Origin of the sequence: Stenotrophomonas maltophilia (assembly GCF_047782825.1) — a bacterium.
Lineage (GTDB): Bacteria > Pseudomonadota > Gammaproteobacteria > Xanthomonadales > Xanthomonadaceae > Stenotrophomonas.
The window spans coordinates 3119919-3139185 of the sequence record NZ_CP180589.1 but is presented as its reverse complement, the minus strand read 5'-3'; the positions used below and the strand labels follow the sequence as shown (position 1 = coordinate 3139185).

At 67.9% G+C, this 19267-nt stretch carries 13 protein-coding genes; 1 reads left to right on the top strand and 12 read right to left on the bottom strand.

The features are described from left to right. Positions 1-27 precede the first annotated feature (27 nt). The 9 genes from ACM2ZB_RS14680 to ACM2ZB_RS14640 are packed head-to-tail and all read right to left on the bottom strand — an operon-like array spanning position 28 to position 12367. A complete protein-coding gene (locus ACM2ZB_RS14680; RefSeq protein ID WP_416055991.1) occupies positions 28-1836 on the bottom strand; it encodes a hypothetical protein in 1809 nt (602 codons plus the stop codon). Beyond that, the gene (locus ACM2ZB_RS14675; RefSeq protein WP_416055990.1) at positions 1833-3992 is read right to left on the bottom strand and encodes a hypothetical protein; all 2160 of its coding nucleotides are present in this window, start codon (positions 3990-3992) and stop codon (positions 1833-1835) included. Before ACM2ZB_RS14675 ends, ACM2ZB_RS14680 begins: the two co-directional genes overlap by 4 nt. After that, positions 3989-5107: a BatA domain-containing protein gene (locus ACM2ZB_RS14670; protein ID WP_416055989.1), complete on the bottom strand. Its 1119-nt coding sequence runs from the start codon at positions 5105-5107 to the stop codon at positions 3989-3991. The genes ACM2ZB_RS14675 and ACM2ZB_RS14670 overlap by 4 nt, the downstream gene beginning before the upstream one ends. After that, complete coding sequence (locus tag ACM2ZB_RS14665; RefSeq protein WP_416055988.1) at positions 5104-6000, bottom strand: DUF58 domain-containing protein; 897 nt, start codon at positions 5998-6000, stop codon at positions 5104-5106. Before ACM2ZB_RS14665 ends, ACM2ZB_RS14670 begins: the two co-directional genes overlap by 4 nt. 7 nt (positions 6001-6007) lie before the next feature. Beyond that, positions 6008-6991, bottom strand: a complete 984-nt coding sequence (locus ACM2ZB_RS14660) for an AAA family ATPase (RefSeq protein ID WP_416055987.1) — start codon at positions 6989-6991, stop codon at positions 6008-6010. 16 nt (positions 6992-7007) lie between these two features. Next, on the bottom strand, positions 7008-7715 hold the full coding sequence (locus ACM2ZB_RS14655) for a DUF4159 domain-containing protein (RefSeq protein ID WP_313443122.1): 708 nt from the start codon (positions 7713-7715) through the stop codon (positions 7008-7010). Then, the gene (locus ACM2ZB_RS14650) at positions 7715-9049 is read right to left on the bottom strand and encodes a TldD/PmbA family protein (protein ID WP_416055986.1); all 1335 of its coding nucleotides are present in this window, start codon (positions 9047-9049) and stop codon (positions 7715-7717) included. The genes ACM2ZB_RS14655 and ACM2ZB_RS14650 overlap by 1 nt, the downstream gene beginning before the upstream one ends. Before the next feature lie 21 nt (positions 9050-9070). Further along, positions 9071-10705 carry a TldD/PmbA family protein gene (locus ACM2ZB_RS14645; RefSeq protein WP_416055985.1) on the bottom strand — a complete coding sequence of 545 codons (1635 nt, stop codon included), beginning with the start codon at positions 10703-10705 and terminating at the stop codon, positions 9071-9073. 30 nt (positions 10706-10735) lie between these two features. Then, positions 10736-12367: a TldD/PmbA family protein gene (locus ACM2ZB_RS14640; RefSeq protein ID WP_416055984.1), complete on the bottom strand. Its 1632-nt coding sequence runs from the start codon at positions 12365-12367 to the stop codon at positions 10736-10738. A gap of 710 nt (positions 12368-13077) precedes the next feature. On the opposite strand from ACM2ZB_RS14640, the gene ACM2ZB_RS14635 reads away from it, so the two are divergent. Further along, complete coding sequence (locus ACM2ZB_RS14635; protein ID WP_416055983.1) at positions 13078-13692, top strand: DUF938 domain-containing protein; 615 nt, start codon at positions 13078-13080, stop codon at positions 13690-13692. Here the strand turns inward: ACM2ZB_RS14635 and ACM2ZB_RS14630 are convergent, their stop codons facing one another. The 3 genes from ACM2ZB_RS14630 to ACM2ZB_RS14620 all read right to left on the bottom strand — a co-directional run bounded on the left by ACM2ZB_RS14630 (position 13693) and on the right by ACM2ZB_RS14620 (position 19240). Next, positions 13693-14979, bottom strand: a complete 1287-nt coding sequence (locus tag ACM2ZB_RS14630; RefSeq protein WP_416055982.1) for a type II toxin-antitoxin system HipA family toxin — start codon at positions 14977-14979, stop codon at positions 13693-13695. A 33-nt stretch (positions 14980-15012) separates the two neighbouring features. Beyond that, positions 15013-15339 (bottom strand): helix-turn-helix domain-containing protein, encoded by a 327-nt coding sequence (locus ACM2ZB_RS14625; protein WP_416055981.1) that lies wholly within the window; start codon positions 15337-15339, stop codon positions 15013-15015. A gap of 214 nt (positions 15340-15553) precedes the next feature. Beyond that, a complete protein-coding gene (locus ACM2ZB_RS14620) occupies positions 15554-19240 on the bottom strand; it encodes an indolepyruvate ferredoxin oxidoreductase family protein (protein ID WP_416055980.1) in 3687 nt (1228 codons plus the stop codon). Positions 19241-19267 lie beyond the last annotated feature (27 nt).

Sequence of the window (19267 nt, the reverse complement as noted above, 5' to 3'; positions counted from 1 at the left end):
CATGCGTGGATGCTCTGTGGGTGGGGATCAGCGACGCCGCTCCAGCCACCAGAGCAGTGATGCGCACAGCACGAAAGCCAGCCACCACGGCCAGCGTGAGCCGGGCACGGACTGGATTGCCGGGCGCGTGACCGGCGCGGCGGCTGCCAGCGCCTGCGTGGTTGCATCGATCATCGCCTGGCGGTGCAGGGACGGCGCGTCCCCGGCATCGAATACATAGCGCCAGACCGTGCGTTCGCCGTGCTGCAGGCGCTGCCAGCCTGCCTCGCGCGGCCACCATCCTGCACAGCGTGCGCCTGCGGCCCCGCCATCGACGATCAGCGGCACAGCCTCGCCATTCGGATTGAAGGCCTGCAACGGCGCCTGCACGCCACACAGCGCCTGGCGCTCGCCCTTCCACGTGATGGCCTGCGGTGACCACAGTGCATCGCCGCCGGCCTGCGCGCGCGCCAGCGTGGCCACCACGCCGCTCCACAGTTCGCCATGGCGATCATCGCGGCCGGCCAGCACCCAGCGCCAGCTGTCGGTTACCGGCACCTGGCCGATGCGCCCCTTGCCGATGCCACGCCATCCGCCCACGGCGCTGCCGCTGCGGTCGTGCAGCAGTGCGCTGCCTGCGGACACCTGCAGCGCCAGCGCTTCCAGCGTGGGCAGGCTTGCACTGTGCGAACTGCGGTCGGCATCTTCCCCATCCCGGGTGGGCAGGGTGCCGGAGGCGAGCGGGCCGCGCCGTGCGGCAAGCATCGTGCTTTCGCCATCGCCCGGCAGATCGATGGCGTGGCTGCTGCCATCGCCCTGCAGCGGCAGGCCCAGCTCGCGCAGGCGCTGGCGTGCGCTGGCCGACGGTGCCCCGGCACTGCGCACCAGTACACCCAGGCCCTCGCGCAGCGCCTGGCGCACGGCGGCAAACTGCGCGCCGCTGAGCGCGGCCAGGCTGCGTTCGTCCAGTACCAGCAGATCGCTGCGCGCCAGCGCGGTTGAATCCAGTGGCACCGCGCCATCGCCCACGCTCAGCCCGGCACCGATATCGGCCTGCAGCTGCATGGTGATACCCGCATCGGTGGCCCAGCGGCGCAGGTACTTCAGCTCCGGCGCGGGCGCGCTGGCCCGCACCTGCAGGCGCAGCGGTGTGGCGGCCAGCGTCTGCTGCGGTACCGGAACGGTGTCCACCACGTGGCCTTCAGTATCCAGCAGGCGCAGGCGGAACACGCTGCGGCCCGCTGCGCGCGCGACGCCGCTGAGCTGTACGCGGCCGTCGTCGCCCAGTGTGGCGCGGTCGACCACGCTGTCGGCCGGGTCCAGCAGCTCGGCCCTCGCCTTGGCCACGCCACGCGCCTGTGCCAGCACCTCGAAGCGGGCACCGGGGGCGACATCGGCCGGTGCCTGCAGCGCCATCCAGCCGCGTGGCGCGGGGGGGGATTGCCAACGTACATCCGGCGGCAGCACGGCGTCGCGGTCACGCGCGGCCAGACCGGCACCGACCAGGGTCAATGTGGACGCCGGGTGCTGGCGCAGCGCGGTGGCCAGGTCGGGAACGCGTTGTGCACCCGGCACGGCGGCGGCTTCCGGCAACAGCAGCAGCGGGCCTTCGCTGGCCGGGAGCGTGCCCGCCTTGTCGGCATCGATGCCCAGCACGACCAGGCCGGCCGCGGGTTGCTGGCGGCTGGGCGGTGCCAGGCAGAAATACAGCAGGAGGGCGGCGATGATCTGCAGCGTGATCACTCCCCACGCGCGGCCACGGCGCATGCCGCCACCGCGCAGCTGGCGCGCGCTGGCGATCACCACCACCAGGGTCAGGGCAAGGGCCACCCACAGGTTCAACGCGGTGGCAGTCATGGCTGTGCCTCCAGTGCATCCAGGTAGCGCTGGCCCATGGCATCGGTGGCCGTGCGCCGCATCACCTGCGGCAGTGGACGCTGCAGGGCGCGCCAGAGTTGTGCACGCAGGCGCTGGCGGCAGTCCGCGCAATCGGGCGCGATGCGCAGCTGTTCGATGGCGGCGGCCAGATCCAGCGCATCGGGCAGGAAGGCGGCGTTGCGTTGCTGCCAGCCCGCCAGTGCATCCAGATCGGGTATGCCGGTGCCATCGCCCAGCCGTTGCCACGCCTCGACGATGGCCGGATCGGGCGGCGTGCGTGCGGTCAACGGCAGTTCAGGGCTGGCCAGCCCCGCGCGGTCGCCACCCAGGCGGCGGCCTTCGTCGATGGGTGGTAGTTCCGGGCCTACCCGCGCCAGATAGATGCGCTCGGCCTGCTGCACCTGCTTGATGAAGGCCAGCGCCTTGTAGGCGAACGGCAACGCCTGTTCCGGGCGGCCCTGACGCAGCTCGCCTTCGGCCGACCACATCTGGTCCAGCGCGGCCTTCAGCGTGGCACGGGTCTGCGGGTCGAGCAGGGTGGCCGCCTCGGCATGGTCGTGGGTGTGTCCGTACTCGGAAAGCACGTCGGTCGCGCTGCCGAACACCGGCGGAGTATCTGCGTTGGCTGTACCGCCATGATCATGGCCATGGTCGTCGTGCGCACCGGCCTGCGCGCCATGGCCGTGATCGTCGTCGTGGTCATCTGCGGTGGGAGCATCGCTGGTGGGCAGATCACTGGTCGGCGGCGGCTTCGGTGCGCCTTCGCTTTCCTCGCCCAGGAACTGGCCGTAGCGCAGGCGCAGGATGCGCTGGTCGACACCGATCGCATCGCTGCGCTTGATGAAGTCATCGGCACCCACGCTGCGCCGCTGCCGGATCAGTGCTTCGGCGTCGATGATGATCTGCCGCTGGCTGCGGAAGTAGGCGGGCAGGGTCTTCTTGATGCGGCCTTCCAGTTCCGCTGTCAGGGCGACTTCGGTGCTCGGCAGGCGCAGGATCACGCTGCTGCTGCGCCCGGTCTGCGGCGTGGGCGCGTGGTTGTCGCGCACTTCCAGCTGGGCGATCACATCGTTGCCGGGCTGCGCGCCCAGCGCGGCCAGGTCGAGCGTGTGGGCGAAGCGGCGTGCGCTGGCGTCGCCGCTGCCGGCAAGCGTGACGCTGCGCTGGACGAAGGTGATGTTCTCGCCGCTGCCCTGGGTGGTGGTGATGGACAGCTTCGCCTGCGCGGCCACGCCATGATCATCGGTGGCCTCGAAGCGCAGCGTCCATTGGCGTTGCCCGGGCGTGCCCAGCACCAGGTTGGCGGCGGGTTCCAGCACGCGCACGCTGGGCGCGCGGTCGGCCACCACGTCCAGCCGATGCAGGCGGGTTTCGGCCAGCGCCGGTTCGCTCACCACGCGGTACAGCACCGGCGCGCGCGCCACATCCTGCGCCAGCCACTGGCCATCCTGTTCGCGCAGCGGCAGCCGGCGCCCATCGTGGAACTGCAGCCAGGCACTGTCCGGTGCGCGGTCGAAGCGCAGCGACCAGGCCAGGCGGCTGTCAGCGGCAACCTTGGCGTCCAGTGCGTTCTGGGTGACGGTTGGCTGGCCGGTATAGGCCGGCGCGTCGATGCGCAGGCGGCTGGACTGCAGGTGCGGCGGTCCTGCCGCTGCGGCACCCGGCGCTGTGCGCGCAGGGGCCGCGGAAGGCCCTGCCGCGCTGCGCGGCCAGCCCAGCGCCAGCAGGGCGATGGTCACGCCAGCGATCCAGCACAGTGCCAGCGCACCGCGCGGCCAGCGCGGCCGCAGCTCCGGCATCGTGCGTTCCAGCGTGGTCAGCACATGCGCGCGCTGGCGCTGCTGCAGCGGGTTGAGCGCGGCGGGATCGGCAAACAGCAGGTCTGCGCTGTCTTCGCTGGCACCGCTGCCATCGAGCTGGCGCTGCAACCAACGCCGGTCCAGCCGGCGCACGTGTGCGGTGCCGATGGCCGCGCTGGCAAGCAGGGTGAGCGTAGCGACCACGCAGGCGATGTCGAAGCCGCCCAGCCGAAGTGCGAGCACGGTCGCGGCCAGCGCCCACGGCAGGCCGAGCAGCAGGGTGATGGCGGCGCGGTGGCGGCGCGCGCGCTGCCAGGCGTGCTGCAGCGTCTTCATGCGCTGGCCCTGCGCCGGGCGCTGCTGGCCATCCAGCGTTCCAGCGCGAACAGCAGCACGATGACCAGCAGCAGCCACGGCGTGGTTTCGCGCAGCGGCGGCGTCGGCGCGGGCAGGGCCGTGGTCTGCGGAGTGTGATCGCGCGCGTGCGCCAGCTGCGGTGGCAGCGGGGCCCGCACGGCCAGCAGCAGGGCACGCGGCAGCCCGGCATCGCGCAGCGCCGGGTTGCTGGCATTCCATTCGGCCGGCAGCGACAACAGGCGGCCTTGGCCGACGCGCTGCTGCCACAGCAGGGGCGTGCCGTCGGCGCTGCGCAGGGTAATGCGGGCGCCGGCAGCGGGCTGGGCGGCGGTCAACACGCTGCCGCCCTCTGCCAGCCAGGCCTGCCAGTGGGCCGGCAGGGCGTCGGTGCGGCTCCACACGCCCACCTCACCACGTTCGGGCAGCGCGCCCGCTCCCAGCGCTGCGACTGGCGCCTGTACGCCCCACGCGCGCTGGACCGCGCCCAGCCAGTGCTGGGCAGTGCGGGATGCCTCGCCGTGAACACGCAGCCGCGGTAGTGCCCCTGCGGTCTGCGCTGGGGCGGCCGGCAACGGCTGCGGCCGCCATTGCACCTCGCGTGACAGCTGCAGGCGTGCACCGTCCAGGCCGGGCAGCGGATCGGGCACATGGACGGTCAGTGCGGTGCCGGCCGGCAGCTGCGCATCCAGTTCGCGCAGCAGGCTGGGCAGGGCTGCCTCGCTGGCCGCGGGCGCCTGTTCAATGGGCGGGAAGCCGGGCGCCAGCCAGTGCCAGTTGCCGTCGGCGCGTGTACCGCGCAGCGCCATCGCATCCAGCCCAGGCGCGACCACGGTCCACGCGCTGGCGACCGGGGCGGGGCCGGTCAGCGCGGGCCGCGCCAGCAACAGCGCCAAGGCTGCCAGCAGTAACAGCCGCACCAGCAGCAACGGCCAGTCATCGAAACGGATGCGCTGGCGCGGGCGGATCTGCGCGCGCAACCAGCGCAGCGCAGCGAAATCCAGCGGCGTGTACGGATGGCGCCGGGCCAGGTGGATCAGCAGTGGCAGCAGCCATGCGGCAAGCGCGGCCAGGCCCAGCGGGAGCAGCAGGGTCATGCGCCGCCCCCTCGGCCGAACAGCACCTGCAGCGGCTGGTCCAAGGGCTGGTCGAGCCAACCGGTGGCACAGGCGATGCCGCTGGCCTGCAGCCGTGCGTGCAAGGCCGTGTGTGCGGCGGCGAAGCGCTGCAGGTAATCGCTGCGGATCGCCGCACCATCGCCCAGCAGTTCCTCGCCGGTTTCCGGATCGCGGAAGCGGTGGCCGGCATCGAACGGGAAGTCGCGTTCGTCGGCGGTCAGCACCTGCAGCAGCACCACCTCGCGGCGCGCGCTGGCCAGCTGTTCCAGCAGTACGCTGTTGGCTTCATCGAAGCCATCGCCGATGGCCAGCAGCAGATCGCCCGGCCGCACGCGCTCCCACAACGGGCGCAGGCGTTCGGCTGCGGGCCATGCACCGCGGGCCTGCAGGGCGTGCAGTTGCAGGTGCACGCGGTCACGCTGGCGCGCTCCGTGGCCGGCCGGTACCAGTTGCAGGCCATCGCCATTGACTGCCAGCAGGCCGAAGCGGTCGCCCTGCTGCAGGGCCAGTTCGACCAGGCAGGCGGCCACGCCGCGCATATGGTCCAGGCGTGTGCGCTGTTGTGCCGCGCGGTCGGCCTGGCCGGCCGAGGCGGTGGCATCGAGCAGCAGCCAGACGGTGATCGGGCTTTCGCGTTCGGACTCGCGCACGAAGAAACGGTCCGAGCGCGCGTACAGCTTCCAGTCGATCTGGCGCAGTTCGTCACCCGGCTCGTAGGCACGGTACTGCGCGAACTCCAGGCCGGCACCGCGGCTGCGGCTGGCATGCTGGCCGATACCACTTGCACCGCTGGCCAGGCGCGGCCACAAGCGCAGCGTGCGCAGGCGCGCGCGCAGTTCCGGTGGCAATGTCAGCGGGGTACCGGCGTTCACGCGTGGCTCAACCCGGGAACGGCACGGCCTGCAGCAGCGCAGCGACCACGTCGTCGGCACGCTTCTGCTCGGCTTCGGCGGCGAACGACAGCAGCAGGCGATGGCGCATCACCGGTGCGGCCAGCGCCTGCACGTCCTCGCGGGTGGCGGCGAAACGGCCCTGCAGCAGTGCGCGTGCTTTCGCCGCCAGCACCAGCGACTGCCCGGCACGCGGGCCGGCGCCCCACTTCACCCATTGGTTGATGGCCGCCGGTGCGCTGTCGCCGGGGCGGCTGGCGCGCACCAGGCGGGTGATCCAGGCCAGCACATCCGGGCTGACATGCACTTGGCGCACCGCGGCCTGCAGTGCAATCACCGCTTCGGCATCCATCACCTTCGGCACCGCGTCGGTGGCACCGCCGGTGGTCTGTTCCAGGATCTGCCGTTCCTCGTCTTCGCTGGGGTAATCCACCAGCACGTGCAGCAGGAAGCGGTCCAGCTGTGCCTCCGGCAGCGGGTAGGTACCGGCCTGCTCGATCGGGTTCTGCGTGGCCAGCACGAAGAACGGCGCCGGCAACGTGTAGGTCGTGCCGGCGTAGCTGACCGTGCGTTCCTGCATGGCTTCCAGCAGTGCGGCCTGGGTCTTGGGCGGGGTGCGGTTGAGTTCGTCGGCCAGCAGCAGGTTGGTGAAGATCGGGCCCTGCTGGAAGCGGAAATGGCGATGGCCGGTGCCGTGGTCTTCCTCCAGCAGCTCGGTGCCGAGGATGTCGCTGGGCATCAGGTCGGGGGTGAACTGCACGCGCCGGAACTGCAGTTCCAGGGCCTGGCCGAGCGAGCGCACCAGCAGGGTCTTGCCCAGGCCAGGCGCACCTTCCAGCAGACAGTGGCCACCGGCCAGCAGGCCGATCAGCAGCTGCTCGACCACGCTGTGCTGGCCCACCACGGCGTGGGCCAGGGCGCTGCGCAGCTCTTCCAGGCGCGGCAGCAGGGAATCGAGGTCGGGGCGGGTCATGGGCGTGCAGGTCCTATCAGTTGTTCAACGCGTACATCACGATGTTGACGCCGAAGCGGGTGTTGTCTTCGGCCAGGAAACGCTTGTTGCGCCAGTCGTAGTCCCACTCGCAACCGTAATCCTTGTTGCTGTAGAGCACGCCCAGGCGGCCATCGACCTCGATGCCCTTCAGGTAGTCGTGCACGAGGTCATCACCCCAGCCATTGAGCTCGAAGCCGGTGGCCGGCGGGCCATCGGGGAAGCGGAAGAAGCTGCGGTACAGCGCATGGCTGTTGGGCAGCTTCTGCAGCGCCTTCGGCCCGAACAGGCGGGCCATCTGTGCTTCGAACGAGGTGGCGAACAGGCCGTCGATGTCATGGTTGCAGTCGTCGACAAAGACGAAGCCGCCGTTGCGCACATAGCGCACGAAGTTCTGCCGCTCGGCGGCGTTGAACTCCACCAGCGTGTGCCCGGCCAGGTAGCAGAACGGGGCTTCCAGCATGCGCGGGTCGGCCAGGGCCACCACGTGTTCCTGCGGGTCCACCCGCAGCGAGGTGTAGTCGATCAGCGAGGTGATCAGGTTGGACGGCATGCGTGCGTCCACGTCCCAGTCGCCGGAGTCGTACTGCAGGCGGGTGAACCAGAAGTCGTAGCGCGAACTGCGCGGGCCTGCCTGCGCGAAGGCCGGCAGCGCCGCCGCCGAAGCGGCAGCGGCCAACCAGCGCAGGCAGGCCCGGCGGTCCATCAGACCGCGTCGGACAGTGAGGTGAAGGTGAAATCGCGCAGCTTCATCGGCGGGATCATCATCACGTAGCTGGATTCATCACCGGCCACGCGCACCGGCTTGCCCAGCTCTTCGATGTTGTTGAGCATGATCACCGGCGACTCGTTGAAGCGGAAGTTCTTCACCGGGTGCTTGATCTGGCCGTTTTCGATGTAGAAGGTGCCATCGCGGGTCAGGCCGGTCAGCAGCACGGTCTGCGGGTCGACCATGCGGATGTACCACGTACGGGTGACCAGGATGCCCTTCTGGGTGCCGCGCACCAGATCGGCCGTGCTCTTGTCGCCGCCGCTCATCAGCAGGTTGCCCGGCGTGGCCTTGGCGGTCTTGCCCTGCTTCTGCGCCCAGAAGCGCGAGTAGTCCAGGTTGGCGACCTTGCCGTTCTCGATGATGGCCATGCGCTCGCGCGGCATGCCCTCGCCATCCCACGGCAGCACGGGCGCGTCGGCATGCCAGGGGTCGGCATACATGGTCACGCGCGGGTCGTAGACCTGCTCGCCCAGCTTGTTGCCGCCGCCCTTCTTCGACAGGAAGCTGCGGCCTTCATCGGCCGAGCGGGCGCTGAAGAAGTTCATCATGAAGCTGATCAGGCCCGCGGCCGCGGCCGGTTCCAGGATGACCGTGTACTTGCCCGGTTCCAGCGCCTTGGCCTCGGCCGATTCGGTGGCCTTGCGCATGGCGATGCGGATGTCCTGGTCGGCCTTGAAGTCTGCCGCGTCCTTGAGGTTGCGGCCCACCCAGCCCGAACCGCGACCGTCTTCGGTGCGCACCGTGCAGGTGTAGTCGAAGTTGGTGGTGCGCTGGTAGCCGAAATTGCCGTTGCTGTTGGCGGTGGCGTAGAAGCCCTGGCCGTCTTCCAGGAAGCCGGCGGCAATCAGGCCGTTGCCGCGGCACGGCGCGATGGAATCGGCGGCGACCTTGGCGCGGAAGGCGGGGTCGATGGCAGCGGTGGATTCACTGAAGGTGGGGCTGGCGCGGTAGGCCTGCTTGCCGATGGCCGGCATGAACTCCGGGTTCTCCGGGGCCAGCCGGGCCAGGTCTTCGGCGCGGCGCACCACGCGTTCCAGCGCGGCATCGTCGAACTCGTTGATCGAGGCGGTGCCCACGCGCTTGCCGAAGGCCACGGTCACGGCCAGTTCGGTGTTGTCGACAATGCCGCTGGTGGACACGTTGTTCAGCGCGAAACGGATGTTGCCGGCAATCGAGCCGGCCAGCACGGCGGTGCACTCATCGGCCTTGGACAGGGCGATGACCTTGTCGAGGATGGCCTTGGCCTGGGCTTCGGTGAAGATACTCATGGTGTAAGGGCTCCTGACCGGTCAGCCGAGGCTGCGTGCGGTGTTGATGACGTTGATGCCGTTGAAGCGCGCGGTGGACGAACCATGCGAGACCGCCGAAACCTGGCCCGGCTGGCCCTTGCCGTCGAAGAACGAACCGCCCAGGCGGTAGTCGCGCTCGTCGGCCACGGCGGTGCAGGCATTCCAGAATTCCGGCGTACGGATCTGGTAGGCCACGTCCTCCAGCATGCGGGTGATCCTGCCGTTCTTGATCTCGTAGAACAGCTGGCCACCGAACTGCGCGTTGTAGCGCTGCTGGTCGATGGAGAACGAGCCGTCACCGATGATGTAGATGCCGTTTTCCACGTCCTTGATCATGTCCGACACGCTCAGCGGGGTCTTGCCCGGCGCCATCGACACGTTGGCCATGCGCTGGAACTGCACGCTGGACCAGGAATCGGCATAGCAGCAGCCATCCGATTCGGTCTTGCCCAGGATGTGGGCCTGGTCGCGGATGGTCTGGTAGTCGACCAGCTTGCCATTGCTGATCAGATCCCAGCGCTTGCACTTCACGCCTTCATCGTCGTACGCCACCGCACCGAGGCTGCCCGGCTGGGTCTTGTCGGCGAAGATGTTCACGTGCTCGCTGCCGTACTGGAAGTGCTGCTCGCGCTTGTCCAGGGTGGCGAAGCTGGTGCCGGCGTAGTTGGCCTCGTAGCCCAGCACGCGGTCCAGTTCCAGCGGGTGGCCGATCGATTCGTGGATGGTCAGCCAGGTGTGCGACGGGTCCAGCACCAGATCGTACTTGCCCGGCTTCACCGACGGCGCCTTCAGCTTCTCCTGCGCCTGCTTCGCTGCGGCAATGGCGTCTTCCTTCATGTCGTAGGACGAGCCGTAGTTCACCACGCCATTGGGGGTGAGCACCTTGCCGGCGGCGGCGCCGTCCAGGTATTCGTAGCCCAGGCCCATCGGCGCGGACAAGCCTTCGCGGGTGCGGAACTTGCCGCTGGCCTTGTCGATGGCGGTGATCGTCATCGGTGCCCAGATGCGGTGCACGTCCTGGTCGATGTACGAGCCGTCGGTGGAGGCGAAGTACTTCTGCTCGTTGACCAGGAACAGCATCGAATTGACGAAGCTGGCGCCGGCACCCATCGCCGCAGCGTTGACGTCCAGCAGCAGGTCGACCTTCTCCTTGATTGGCACCTCCATCGCATTCTTGCGGATCGGCGTCTTCCAGCTGACCTCGCCCACGCCCGGCGCCTTGGCCAGCTGTACCGGCGCGGTCTGCACGCCCGCATTGGCCTTGGCGATGGCGGCGGCCTGCTGCGCGGCACGGGCCACGTCGGCGGTGCTGAGCGCATTGGTGGCGGCAAAGCCCCAGGCGCCATTGACGATCACGCGGATGCCCACACCGGTGGACTCGGTGTTCACCACGTTCTGCACCTTGTCCTCGCGGGTGATCACGAACTGCCGCAGGTAGCGGCCGATGCGCACATCGCAGTAGGTGGCACCGGCAGCGCGCGCAGCCTGCAGCGCAGCGTCGGCCAGGCGCTTCTTCAGCCCCAGGTCCAGGCTGGACTGCAGCTGCTCGGCGGCGATTGCCTTGCCGAAGAAGGAGGGCACGATCAGCCCGCCCGCGGTAAGCCCGGTCAGGGCCAGGAAGTCACGTCTTTGCAAGGCTGCTCTCCATGTCGAAGGATGGGTGGCTCAAGCGCCGAGACTGCGCGCGGTGTTGATGATGTTGATGCCGTTGAAGCGGGTGGTGGACGACCCGTGCGAGACCGCCGAGACCTGGCCGGGCTGCCCCTTGCCGTCGAAGAAGGAACCGCCGAGGCGGAAGTCGCGCTCGTCGCAGATGGCGGTGCAGGCGTTCCAGAACTCCGGCGTGCGGATCTGGTAGGCCGCGTCCTCGACCATGCCGGCGATCTTTCCGTCCTTGATCTGGTAGTAGAGCTGGCCGCCGAACTGCGCGTTGTAGCGCTGCTGGTCGATGGAATAGGAGCCGCGGCCGTGGATCCAGATGCCGTTCTCGACGTCCTTGATCATGTCGTCCACGCTCAGCGGCGCCTTGCCCGGCGCCAGCGAGACATTGGCCATGCGCTGGAACTGCACGCTGGACCAGGAATCGGCGTAGCTGCAGCCATGCGAGGCCTCGCGGCCCAGAATGTGGGCTTCGTCGCGGGTGGCCTGGTAGTCGACCAGCACGCCATCGCGCACCAGGTCCCAGCGCTGGGTCTTCACCCCTTCATCGTCGTAGCCCACCGCACCCAGGCTGCCCGGCTGCGTCTTGTCGGCGAAGAAGGTGACGAGGTCGCTGCCCCAGCGGAAACCAGCATCGCGCTTGTCCAGTGTGGCGAAGCTTGTGCCGGCGTAGTTGGCCTCGTAGCCCAGCACGCGGTCCAGTTCCAGCGGGTGGCCGACGTTTTCGTGGATGGTCAGGAACAGGTTGGACGGGTCCAGCACCAGATCGTACTTGCCGGGCTTCACCGAGGGCGCCTTCAGCTTCTCGCGGGCGTGGCGGGCGGCGGCGATGGCGTCCTCGACCGGGTCGTAGGAGTCGCGGTAGGCGGTGATCCCACCCGGCAGCTGCACCTTGCCGCGTGCATCGCCATCCAGGAATTCGTAGCCCATGCCCATCGGCGAGGACAGGCCGGCACGGGTGCGGAACTTGCCGCTGGCCTTGTCGATGGCCGTGGCGGTGAACGGCAGCCAGATGCGATGGATGTCCTGATCGATGAACGAGCCATCGCTGGAGGCGAAGTACTTCTGCTCGTTGACCAGGAACAGGGTGGAATTGATGTAGTCGGCACCCGCATTCAGCGCGGCTGCATTGAGCGACAGCAGCAGCTCGACCTTGTCCTGGATCGGCACTTCCATCGCGTTGCGGCGAATCGGTGTCTGCCAACGCACTTCGCCCACCGACGGGGTGGGCGCCAGCTGCACCGGCCGGGTCTGGATGCTGGCATTGGCCCGGGCAATGGCCGCGGCCTGCTCGACGGCGCCGCGCACGGCCGCCTCGGTCTGCTGGTGGGTGGCGGCGAAGCCCCAGGCGCCATTGACGATGACCCGCACGCCCACGCCGGACGACTCGCGGTTGGTCACGTTGCCGACCTGGTGTTCGCGGGTGATGACCGACTGGTTGAGGTAGCGGCCGATGCGCACATCGCAGTAGCTGGCCTTGGCGATGCGCGCGGTATCGAGCGCGACCCCGGCCAGGCGGCGGCGCAGGGCGGTGTCCACCGGGGCGAGCAGCTGCTCGGCCGCGATCAGCCGCGACTGCGGCAGCACCAGGCCCGCCAGGCCCAGACCGGAAAAAGCCAGGAACTCACGTCGTTGCACAGCGTCTCTCTCTCACTTCCGTGCGGCTGGCAACGGGCCAGGCCGATCACTTCAACTCCCTGACTTTCGCCAGCGCGGGGCATGGCGGCAAGTGACTGCAGTCATGGGTGGGGAGGGTTTGGGCAGGGCTTGCAGCCCTGCACTTGCTCAATGCAACGGCCAAAGCCAGAGCCAGAGCCAGAGCGGCATTGCGTGGGTGGGCGGGGCGGTGTCGGATTGCGGGGACGCCGTGAATCCGTCCATGGAGGCTTGGCAGCCGCATCCATGCGGCTGACACCCCGCAATCCGACACCGCCCCACCTCTGACAGATTCCTGCAGCTGTTGGGAACTGCGATGGTTGTCCGCGCGGCTGTTGGTAGGTGTCGACCTTGGTCGACACGATTTTTCTGCCAGATATCGAAATAAATCTGGGGTCAGATCCCGTTGCGTAGCAACGGGATCTGACCCCGTGCCGTTCCGACAGATCGCGTTCAACTGTCGAAGGCGGGGTGGGTCCGGTTGAGGGGGCGTGAGCCGCATGGATGCGGCGACCGAGCTTACATGGACGTACTTGCAGCGTCCCCCTCAACCGGACCCACCCCGCCAACCCAAGGAATGCAGGCTGTTGCTGTTGCTGTTGCTGTTGCATTGAGCAGGTGCAGGGCTGCAAGCCCTGCCCAACAATCCCCCCTCGTGCACAATGGGCCGACTCCGCCTGGATCCCGCCCCGATGCCGAGCAAGCCCTATTCCGAAGCCTGCGAACGCAACCGCGACCCGATCGCGGCCGCGCTCGACCCGTGGATGGGCGACCGCCATCGGGTGCTGGAAATCGGTAGCGGCACCGGCCAGCACGCGGCCTTCTTCGCCGAACGCTGGCCATGGCTGCGCTGGCAGCCCAGCGACCACCCGGACCATCTGCCCGGCATCGAGGCCTGGCGCGCCGAGGCGGCGCTGCTCAATTTGCTGCCGCCGGTGGCGCTGCAGGTGGAACTGCCGCCGGCACCGGGCCTGACCCTGCCCGAGGGCAGCTCATTCGATGCGGCGTTCACTGCCAATACCCTGCACATCATGGGCTGGGAGCACGTGCAGGCGCTGTTCGCCGCGCTGCCACCGCTGCTGCGCCACGGTGCGGTGCTGGCGGTCTACGGCCCGTTCAACTACGGCGGCCGCTACACCAGCGACAGCAACGCGCAGTTCGATGCCTGGCTGCAGACGCGTGACCCGCGCAGCGGCATCCGCGATGTGGAAGCCGTGCAGGCGCTGGCCGAGGACAACGGCTTCACCCGCCTGCGCGATGTGGCCATGCCGGCCAACAACCGACTGCTGCTGTGGCGGTTGGGGTGATCAGGTAGCGGATTGTTCGAATTGACGCAGGCAACGCTGGCAGCTTGCACTGATGCCTTCCACCAGACGTTCCAGAACCGGGTGGCGCATGCCCTCTGCCTGCAGCCCCGCAAGCAATGCCCGGGCGATGCCGGGTAGCTGTGTTGCCATGTCGAACAGGCCCGACAGTGCTTTCTGCGGGTCCAGCTTCATTCCATCAGCAGTGGCCTCCCAATCCGCCAGGCGGACATCCCACCAGCAGTAGTGACTGCCGATCTTCATGGCCATCTTGATCTTGCGTTGCTGCAGATGTGCATAGGGCAGTGCACTTGAGATGTCATACAGCGGGGCAAGGCGAACGTTTCCTTGTGCGCCGATCAGCAGCGAATAGTTCTTGCCATGCGCGTCAGTGCCGCCAATGAGATAGTTGAACTGCAGTGCCTGCAGCAGTCTTTCGACATCCGCTCTCGGCTTGCTGGAATGTTCCCAAAGCACGCGCGCCAGATCGGCCGGCCCCGGTCCGCCCTGATTCTGGTACTTGATGTGTGGCATGACACCCAGCGCCTGGCAGAAGTCTTCCTGGTGAACGCGTTGCCAACCCTGCGCTGTTCGTACGCGGTCGAAGCGCGTTACCGCAATGGCCTGTGCATCCTCCATGCAGATCATTTCAGTGGACGCAGCCGACATGCCGAGTTGACTGGCCAGGCGCAGACAGAAGACCTCGTTCTCCACGAATCCGTCGTAGTCGCCACTGGGAGGTTTGAGGATATGTGTGGTGGGGATGCGACCGGCCGGAATTGCCCAACCTCCATCGTCGCGTTGCATCAGGGCGATCTTCGGTTGCGTCCCGGCGAGGCTGAACTGGCCGACATCATCGGGTTGCCGCGCTGCAACCTGGTCCACTCGGATCCGCTGAAGGCGCTGGGCGACCTCATGGAAGGACAGCGGCTCCTGCCGATCGTCCTCACCGGCAAGTACGGCGGCGAGCCGTTCGCCTCGTACGAACTGGACCGCGCCGGCACAGTCTTCGCCGACATGTGACAGCAACGCGACCGGGTTGCGGGACGAAACATGGAACCGGGAAGCCCATCGCTGCAGAAGGGCCTCGTTGTCGGGAAGCAGCCCCCACAGGACCGCAGATAGCGTGGCGGCGGGCGCGCTGTTCTCTGTCAATGGAAGTGCAAGTGACAAGGGATAGGCGCCCGGCGTCTGGCGCCAGCTGTCTGCGTACTGGAATGTCGGATGGCCATGTGCATCCTGTCCCAGGTATCCAGCCAGTCTGTTGGAAAGGAGTACGTTGAGGTCCATGCGGGAGGCACGATGTCCGGGAGGAAGGGGCTGTCAGTCGGCCTTGTGGGGCTTTCTACGCCCCAACGTCATGGCAGTCGCGCGGTGCTCATCCGGGCGCAGCCCGTTGCCATCCACGATAGTGTCGATATCAGGCAGTTCCAGAGGCATTTCCGACGATGCAGCGGAGGAGGCCATTCCCTCGACGGTGCCCGCGGCCAGTATCAGGCCGAGGACGTTGAGCGTCCGCAGCACCAGTTGCAGCTCCACCCGTGGCTTGCCCTTCTCCATTTCGATGACCCATTGCCGACTGACGCCTACGCGTTCGGCCAGCTGGGCCTGATCCCAACGGAGTGCTTTGCGACGCTGGCGGATGACCACGCCCAAGTCTCGGGAAGTTCGCAGGACGTCCATACGTGGAATGTATGCGCTCGGCAACATTTAATCAAAAGTCGACGTTCGACAACATCTGAAGAATGTCATTGAACGTCGACATTTCCTGAAATGTCGACGTTCGCTGGCATTGATCGCCAGCGTCTCCGGCGCGAAACCCTTCCGGGAAGTCGGCCAAGGGCCGGTAGGATTCTGCTGCCGGTTACGCCACCTGCACGATATGCAGCGCCTTCGGGTTGCGCCATTGCGCCAGCAGCGCGGCCTCGCGTGCCTTGGCCTGCTCGAAATGCGCTTCCTTGACGTGTCCGAAGCCGCGGATGTGCTCAGGCACGCTGGCGATCTCCACCGCCAGGGCCAGGCGACCGTCTTCCAGGCCATCCAGCAACAGCTGCACGGTGGCTTCGTAATCGGCGATCAGCTGGCGCTCCATGCGCCGTTCTCCGGTACGGCCGAACACATCGAAACGGCCGCCGCGCAGGAACTTCAGCTTCGCCAGCAGGCCGAAGGCCTTGAACATCCACGGGCCGTATTCCTTCTTCAGCAACCGGCCCTGCTCATCCTTCTTCGCGAACAGCGGCGGCGCCAGGTGGAAGCGCAGCTGGTAGTCGCCCTCGAACTGCTGCTGCAGGCGGCGCTGGAAGTCGCCGCTGGTGTACAGGCGGGCCACTTCGTACTCGTCCTTGTAGGCCATCAGCTTGAACAGGTAGCGGGCCACGGTCTCGGTCAGCGCAGTGGAGCCGCCGATGCGGTCGGCTTCGGCGGCGCGCACGCGTTCGACCAGGCTGCGATAGCGGTTGGCGTAGGCGGTGTCCTGGTACTCGACCAGGAAGGCGGCACGGCGCTCGATCATTTCATCCAGCGAGCGCGACAGGCGCGCGTCATCCAGCGGCAGGAACGCCACGTCGCCACCGTGCGAGGGCAGGCCGCGCAGTTCGCGTTCGTCGCCGGTGTTGCGCGGTGCGGCGGTGGCGCCCCATTCGTTGCCTTCCCATTCGCCCGGCGGCAGCGGGTGCAGCGGGCCCGGGGTGGATTCGGTATCGGTGTGTCGGTTGCGCACCAGGCCGGCCGCCTGCTGCACGGCCTGCGGGTCGACCACGGCCAGGCGGCCCCAGGCGAAGGCCTGCTGGTTCATCGCCACGGCCGCGCCGTTCAGTTCAATGGCCCGCATCAGCGAGTCGAACGACAGCGGCACCAGGCCCTGCTGCCAGGCGTAGCCGAGGATGAACAGGTTGGCGGCGATCGCATCGCCGAGCAACGCGGTGGCCAGCTGGGTCGCGTCCAGCAGCAGCGGCTCCTGGCCGCCCAGCGCCACGCGCACGCCGGCCACGATGTCGGCGGCCGGGAACTGCATGTCCGGGCGGGTGGTGAAGGTGCCCGGCATTGCTTCATAGGTGTTGAGCACCACCTGCGAACGGCCGGCGCGCACCTTCGACAGCGCCCAGTAGTCGTTCACCACCACCATGTCGCAGCCCAGCACCAGGTCGGCCTCGCCGGCGGCGATGCGCACGGCGTGGATGTCCTCAGGGCGGCGGGCGATGCGGATGTGCGTGGTCACCGCGCCACCCTTCTGTGCCAGGCCGGTCTGGTCGAGCACGCTCGCGCCCTTGCCTTCCAGGTGGCCGGCCATCCCCAGCAGCGCGCCGATGGTCACCACGCCGGTACCGCCCACGCCGGTGATCAGGATGTTCCAGGGCTGTTCCAGCGTGCCGCGGAGGGTCGGCGCCGGCAGGTTGTCCAGCAGGGTGGACGCATCGCGCTTGCTGCCCTTGCGCGGCTGGCCACCGTGCACGGTGACGAAGCTCGGGCAGAAACCATTCACGCAGGAATAGTCCTTGTTGCAGTTGGACTGGTCGATCTCGCGCTTGCGCCCGAACTCGGTTTCCTTCGGCAGCACCGACACACAGAAGCTCTTCTTGCCGCAGTCGCCGCAGCCTTCGCAGACCAGCGAATTGATCAGCACCCGCTTCTGCGGGTCTTCCAGCTTGCCGCGCTTGCGGCGGCGGCGCTTTTCGGTGGCGCAGGTCTGTTCGTAGATCAGGATCGAAACACCCTTCACTTCGCGCAGGCGCTTCTGCACCTCGTCCAGTTCGCTGCGGTCATGGAACTCCACGTCGCTGGGGAAGTGCTCGCGCTGGCCAGTCCACCTGCCGATGTTGTCCGACAGCACCACGATGGTGTGGATGCCTTCGGCGCGCATCTGCTTCGCAATGTCCGGCACGCTCAGCGGGCCGTCCACCGGCTGGCCGCCGGTCATCGCCACCGCATCGTTGTAGAGGATCTTGTAGGTGATGTTGACGCCGGCCGCGACCGCCTGGCGGATCGCCAGCGAGCCGCTGTGGAAATAGGTGCCGTCGCCCAGGTTCTGGAACACGTGCGGGGTATCGGTGAACGGTGCCTGCCCGGCCCAGGTCACGCCTTCGCCGCCCATGTGGGTGAAGGTGTCGGTGCTGCGGTCCATCCAGGTCACCATGTAATGGCAACCGATGCCGGCCAGCGCACGCGAGCCTTCCGGCACGGTGGTGGAGGTGTTGTGCGGGCAGCCCGAGCAGTAGTGCGGCACGCGCGGGAAGCTGGCGCGCGGCAACGCAAGCTCGGCTTCCTTTTCCTGCATCCACTGCAGGCGCTGCTCGATCGATTCGTTGTTGAAGAACTTCTGGATGCGGCGACCGATCACGCCGGCGATGGTGGCCGGGGTCAGTTCGCCGGTGGACGGCAGGATCCACTCGCCACTCTCGTCGTACTTGCCGACGATGGACGGGCGCTGGCCCCAGCTGGCCGGCCAGTTGAAGAACTGCTCCTTCATCTGGCGCTCGATGAAGGCACGCTTTTCCTCCACCACGATGATGTCTTCCAGGCCCTGCGCGAAGCGGGCGATGCCCTGCGGCTCCAGCGGCCAGGTCATGCCGACCTTGTACACGCGGATGCCGATGTCGGCGCAGGCGGCTTCGTCCAGGCCCAGATATTCCAGTGCCTGCAGCACGTCCAGATAACTCTTGCCGGTGGTGACGATGCCCAGTCGCGCACGCGGAGCGTCCATCACCACCTTGTCGATGCCGTTGGCACGGGCGAACGCCTGCGCGGCTTTCACCGCGTAGCGGTGCAGCCGCATTTCCTGGTCCAACGGCGGATCGGGCCAGCGGATGTTGAGGCCACCGACAGGCATGTCGAAGTCTTCCGGCAGCACGATGCGCCGGGCCAGCGGATCGACCTCCACCGAGGCCGACGATTCCACCGTCTCGGCAATGGTCTTGAAGCCGACCCAGCGCCCGGTGTAACGGCTCATCGCCCAGCCCAGCAGGCCCATGTCCAGGATGTCCTGCACGCCGGCCGGGTTCAGCACCGGCATCATCGCGCTGACGAATTCGTCCTCGCTGCCGTGCGGCAGGGTCGAGCTGCGGCAGGCATGGTCATCGGCGGCCAGCGCCAGCACGCCACCGTAACGCGAAGTGCCGGCCGCATTGGCGTGCTTGAACACGTCGCCGCAGCGGTCCACGCCCGGGCCCTTGCCGTACCACATGCCGAACACGCCCTGCACGTTGGCGCCGGGGAACAGGTTGGTCTGCTGCGTGCCCCAGACCATGGTGGCACCCAGATCTTCGTTCAGGCCGGGGGTGAACTTCACCTTGGCGGCGTCCAGATGCTTGCGCGCGCGCCACAGTTCCAGATCGAAGCCACCCAGCGGGCTGCCGCGGTAGCCACTGACGAAGCCCGCGCTGTCGATGCCCTCGGCCGCATCGCGCAGGCGCTGCATCAGCGGCAGCCGCACCAGTGCCTGTACGCCACTCAGGTAGATCCGCCCCTCGTTGCGGCTGTACTTGTGGTCGAGCGTGTAATCACGGTCGATCAGGTCGGCGGAGGAGGGCGAAGTGAGTTGCGCGGTACTGGTCATGGCTGGCCCGGTAGGATCGGCTGGCAC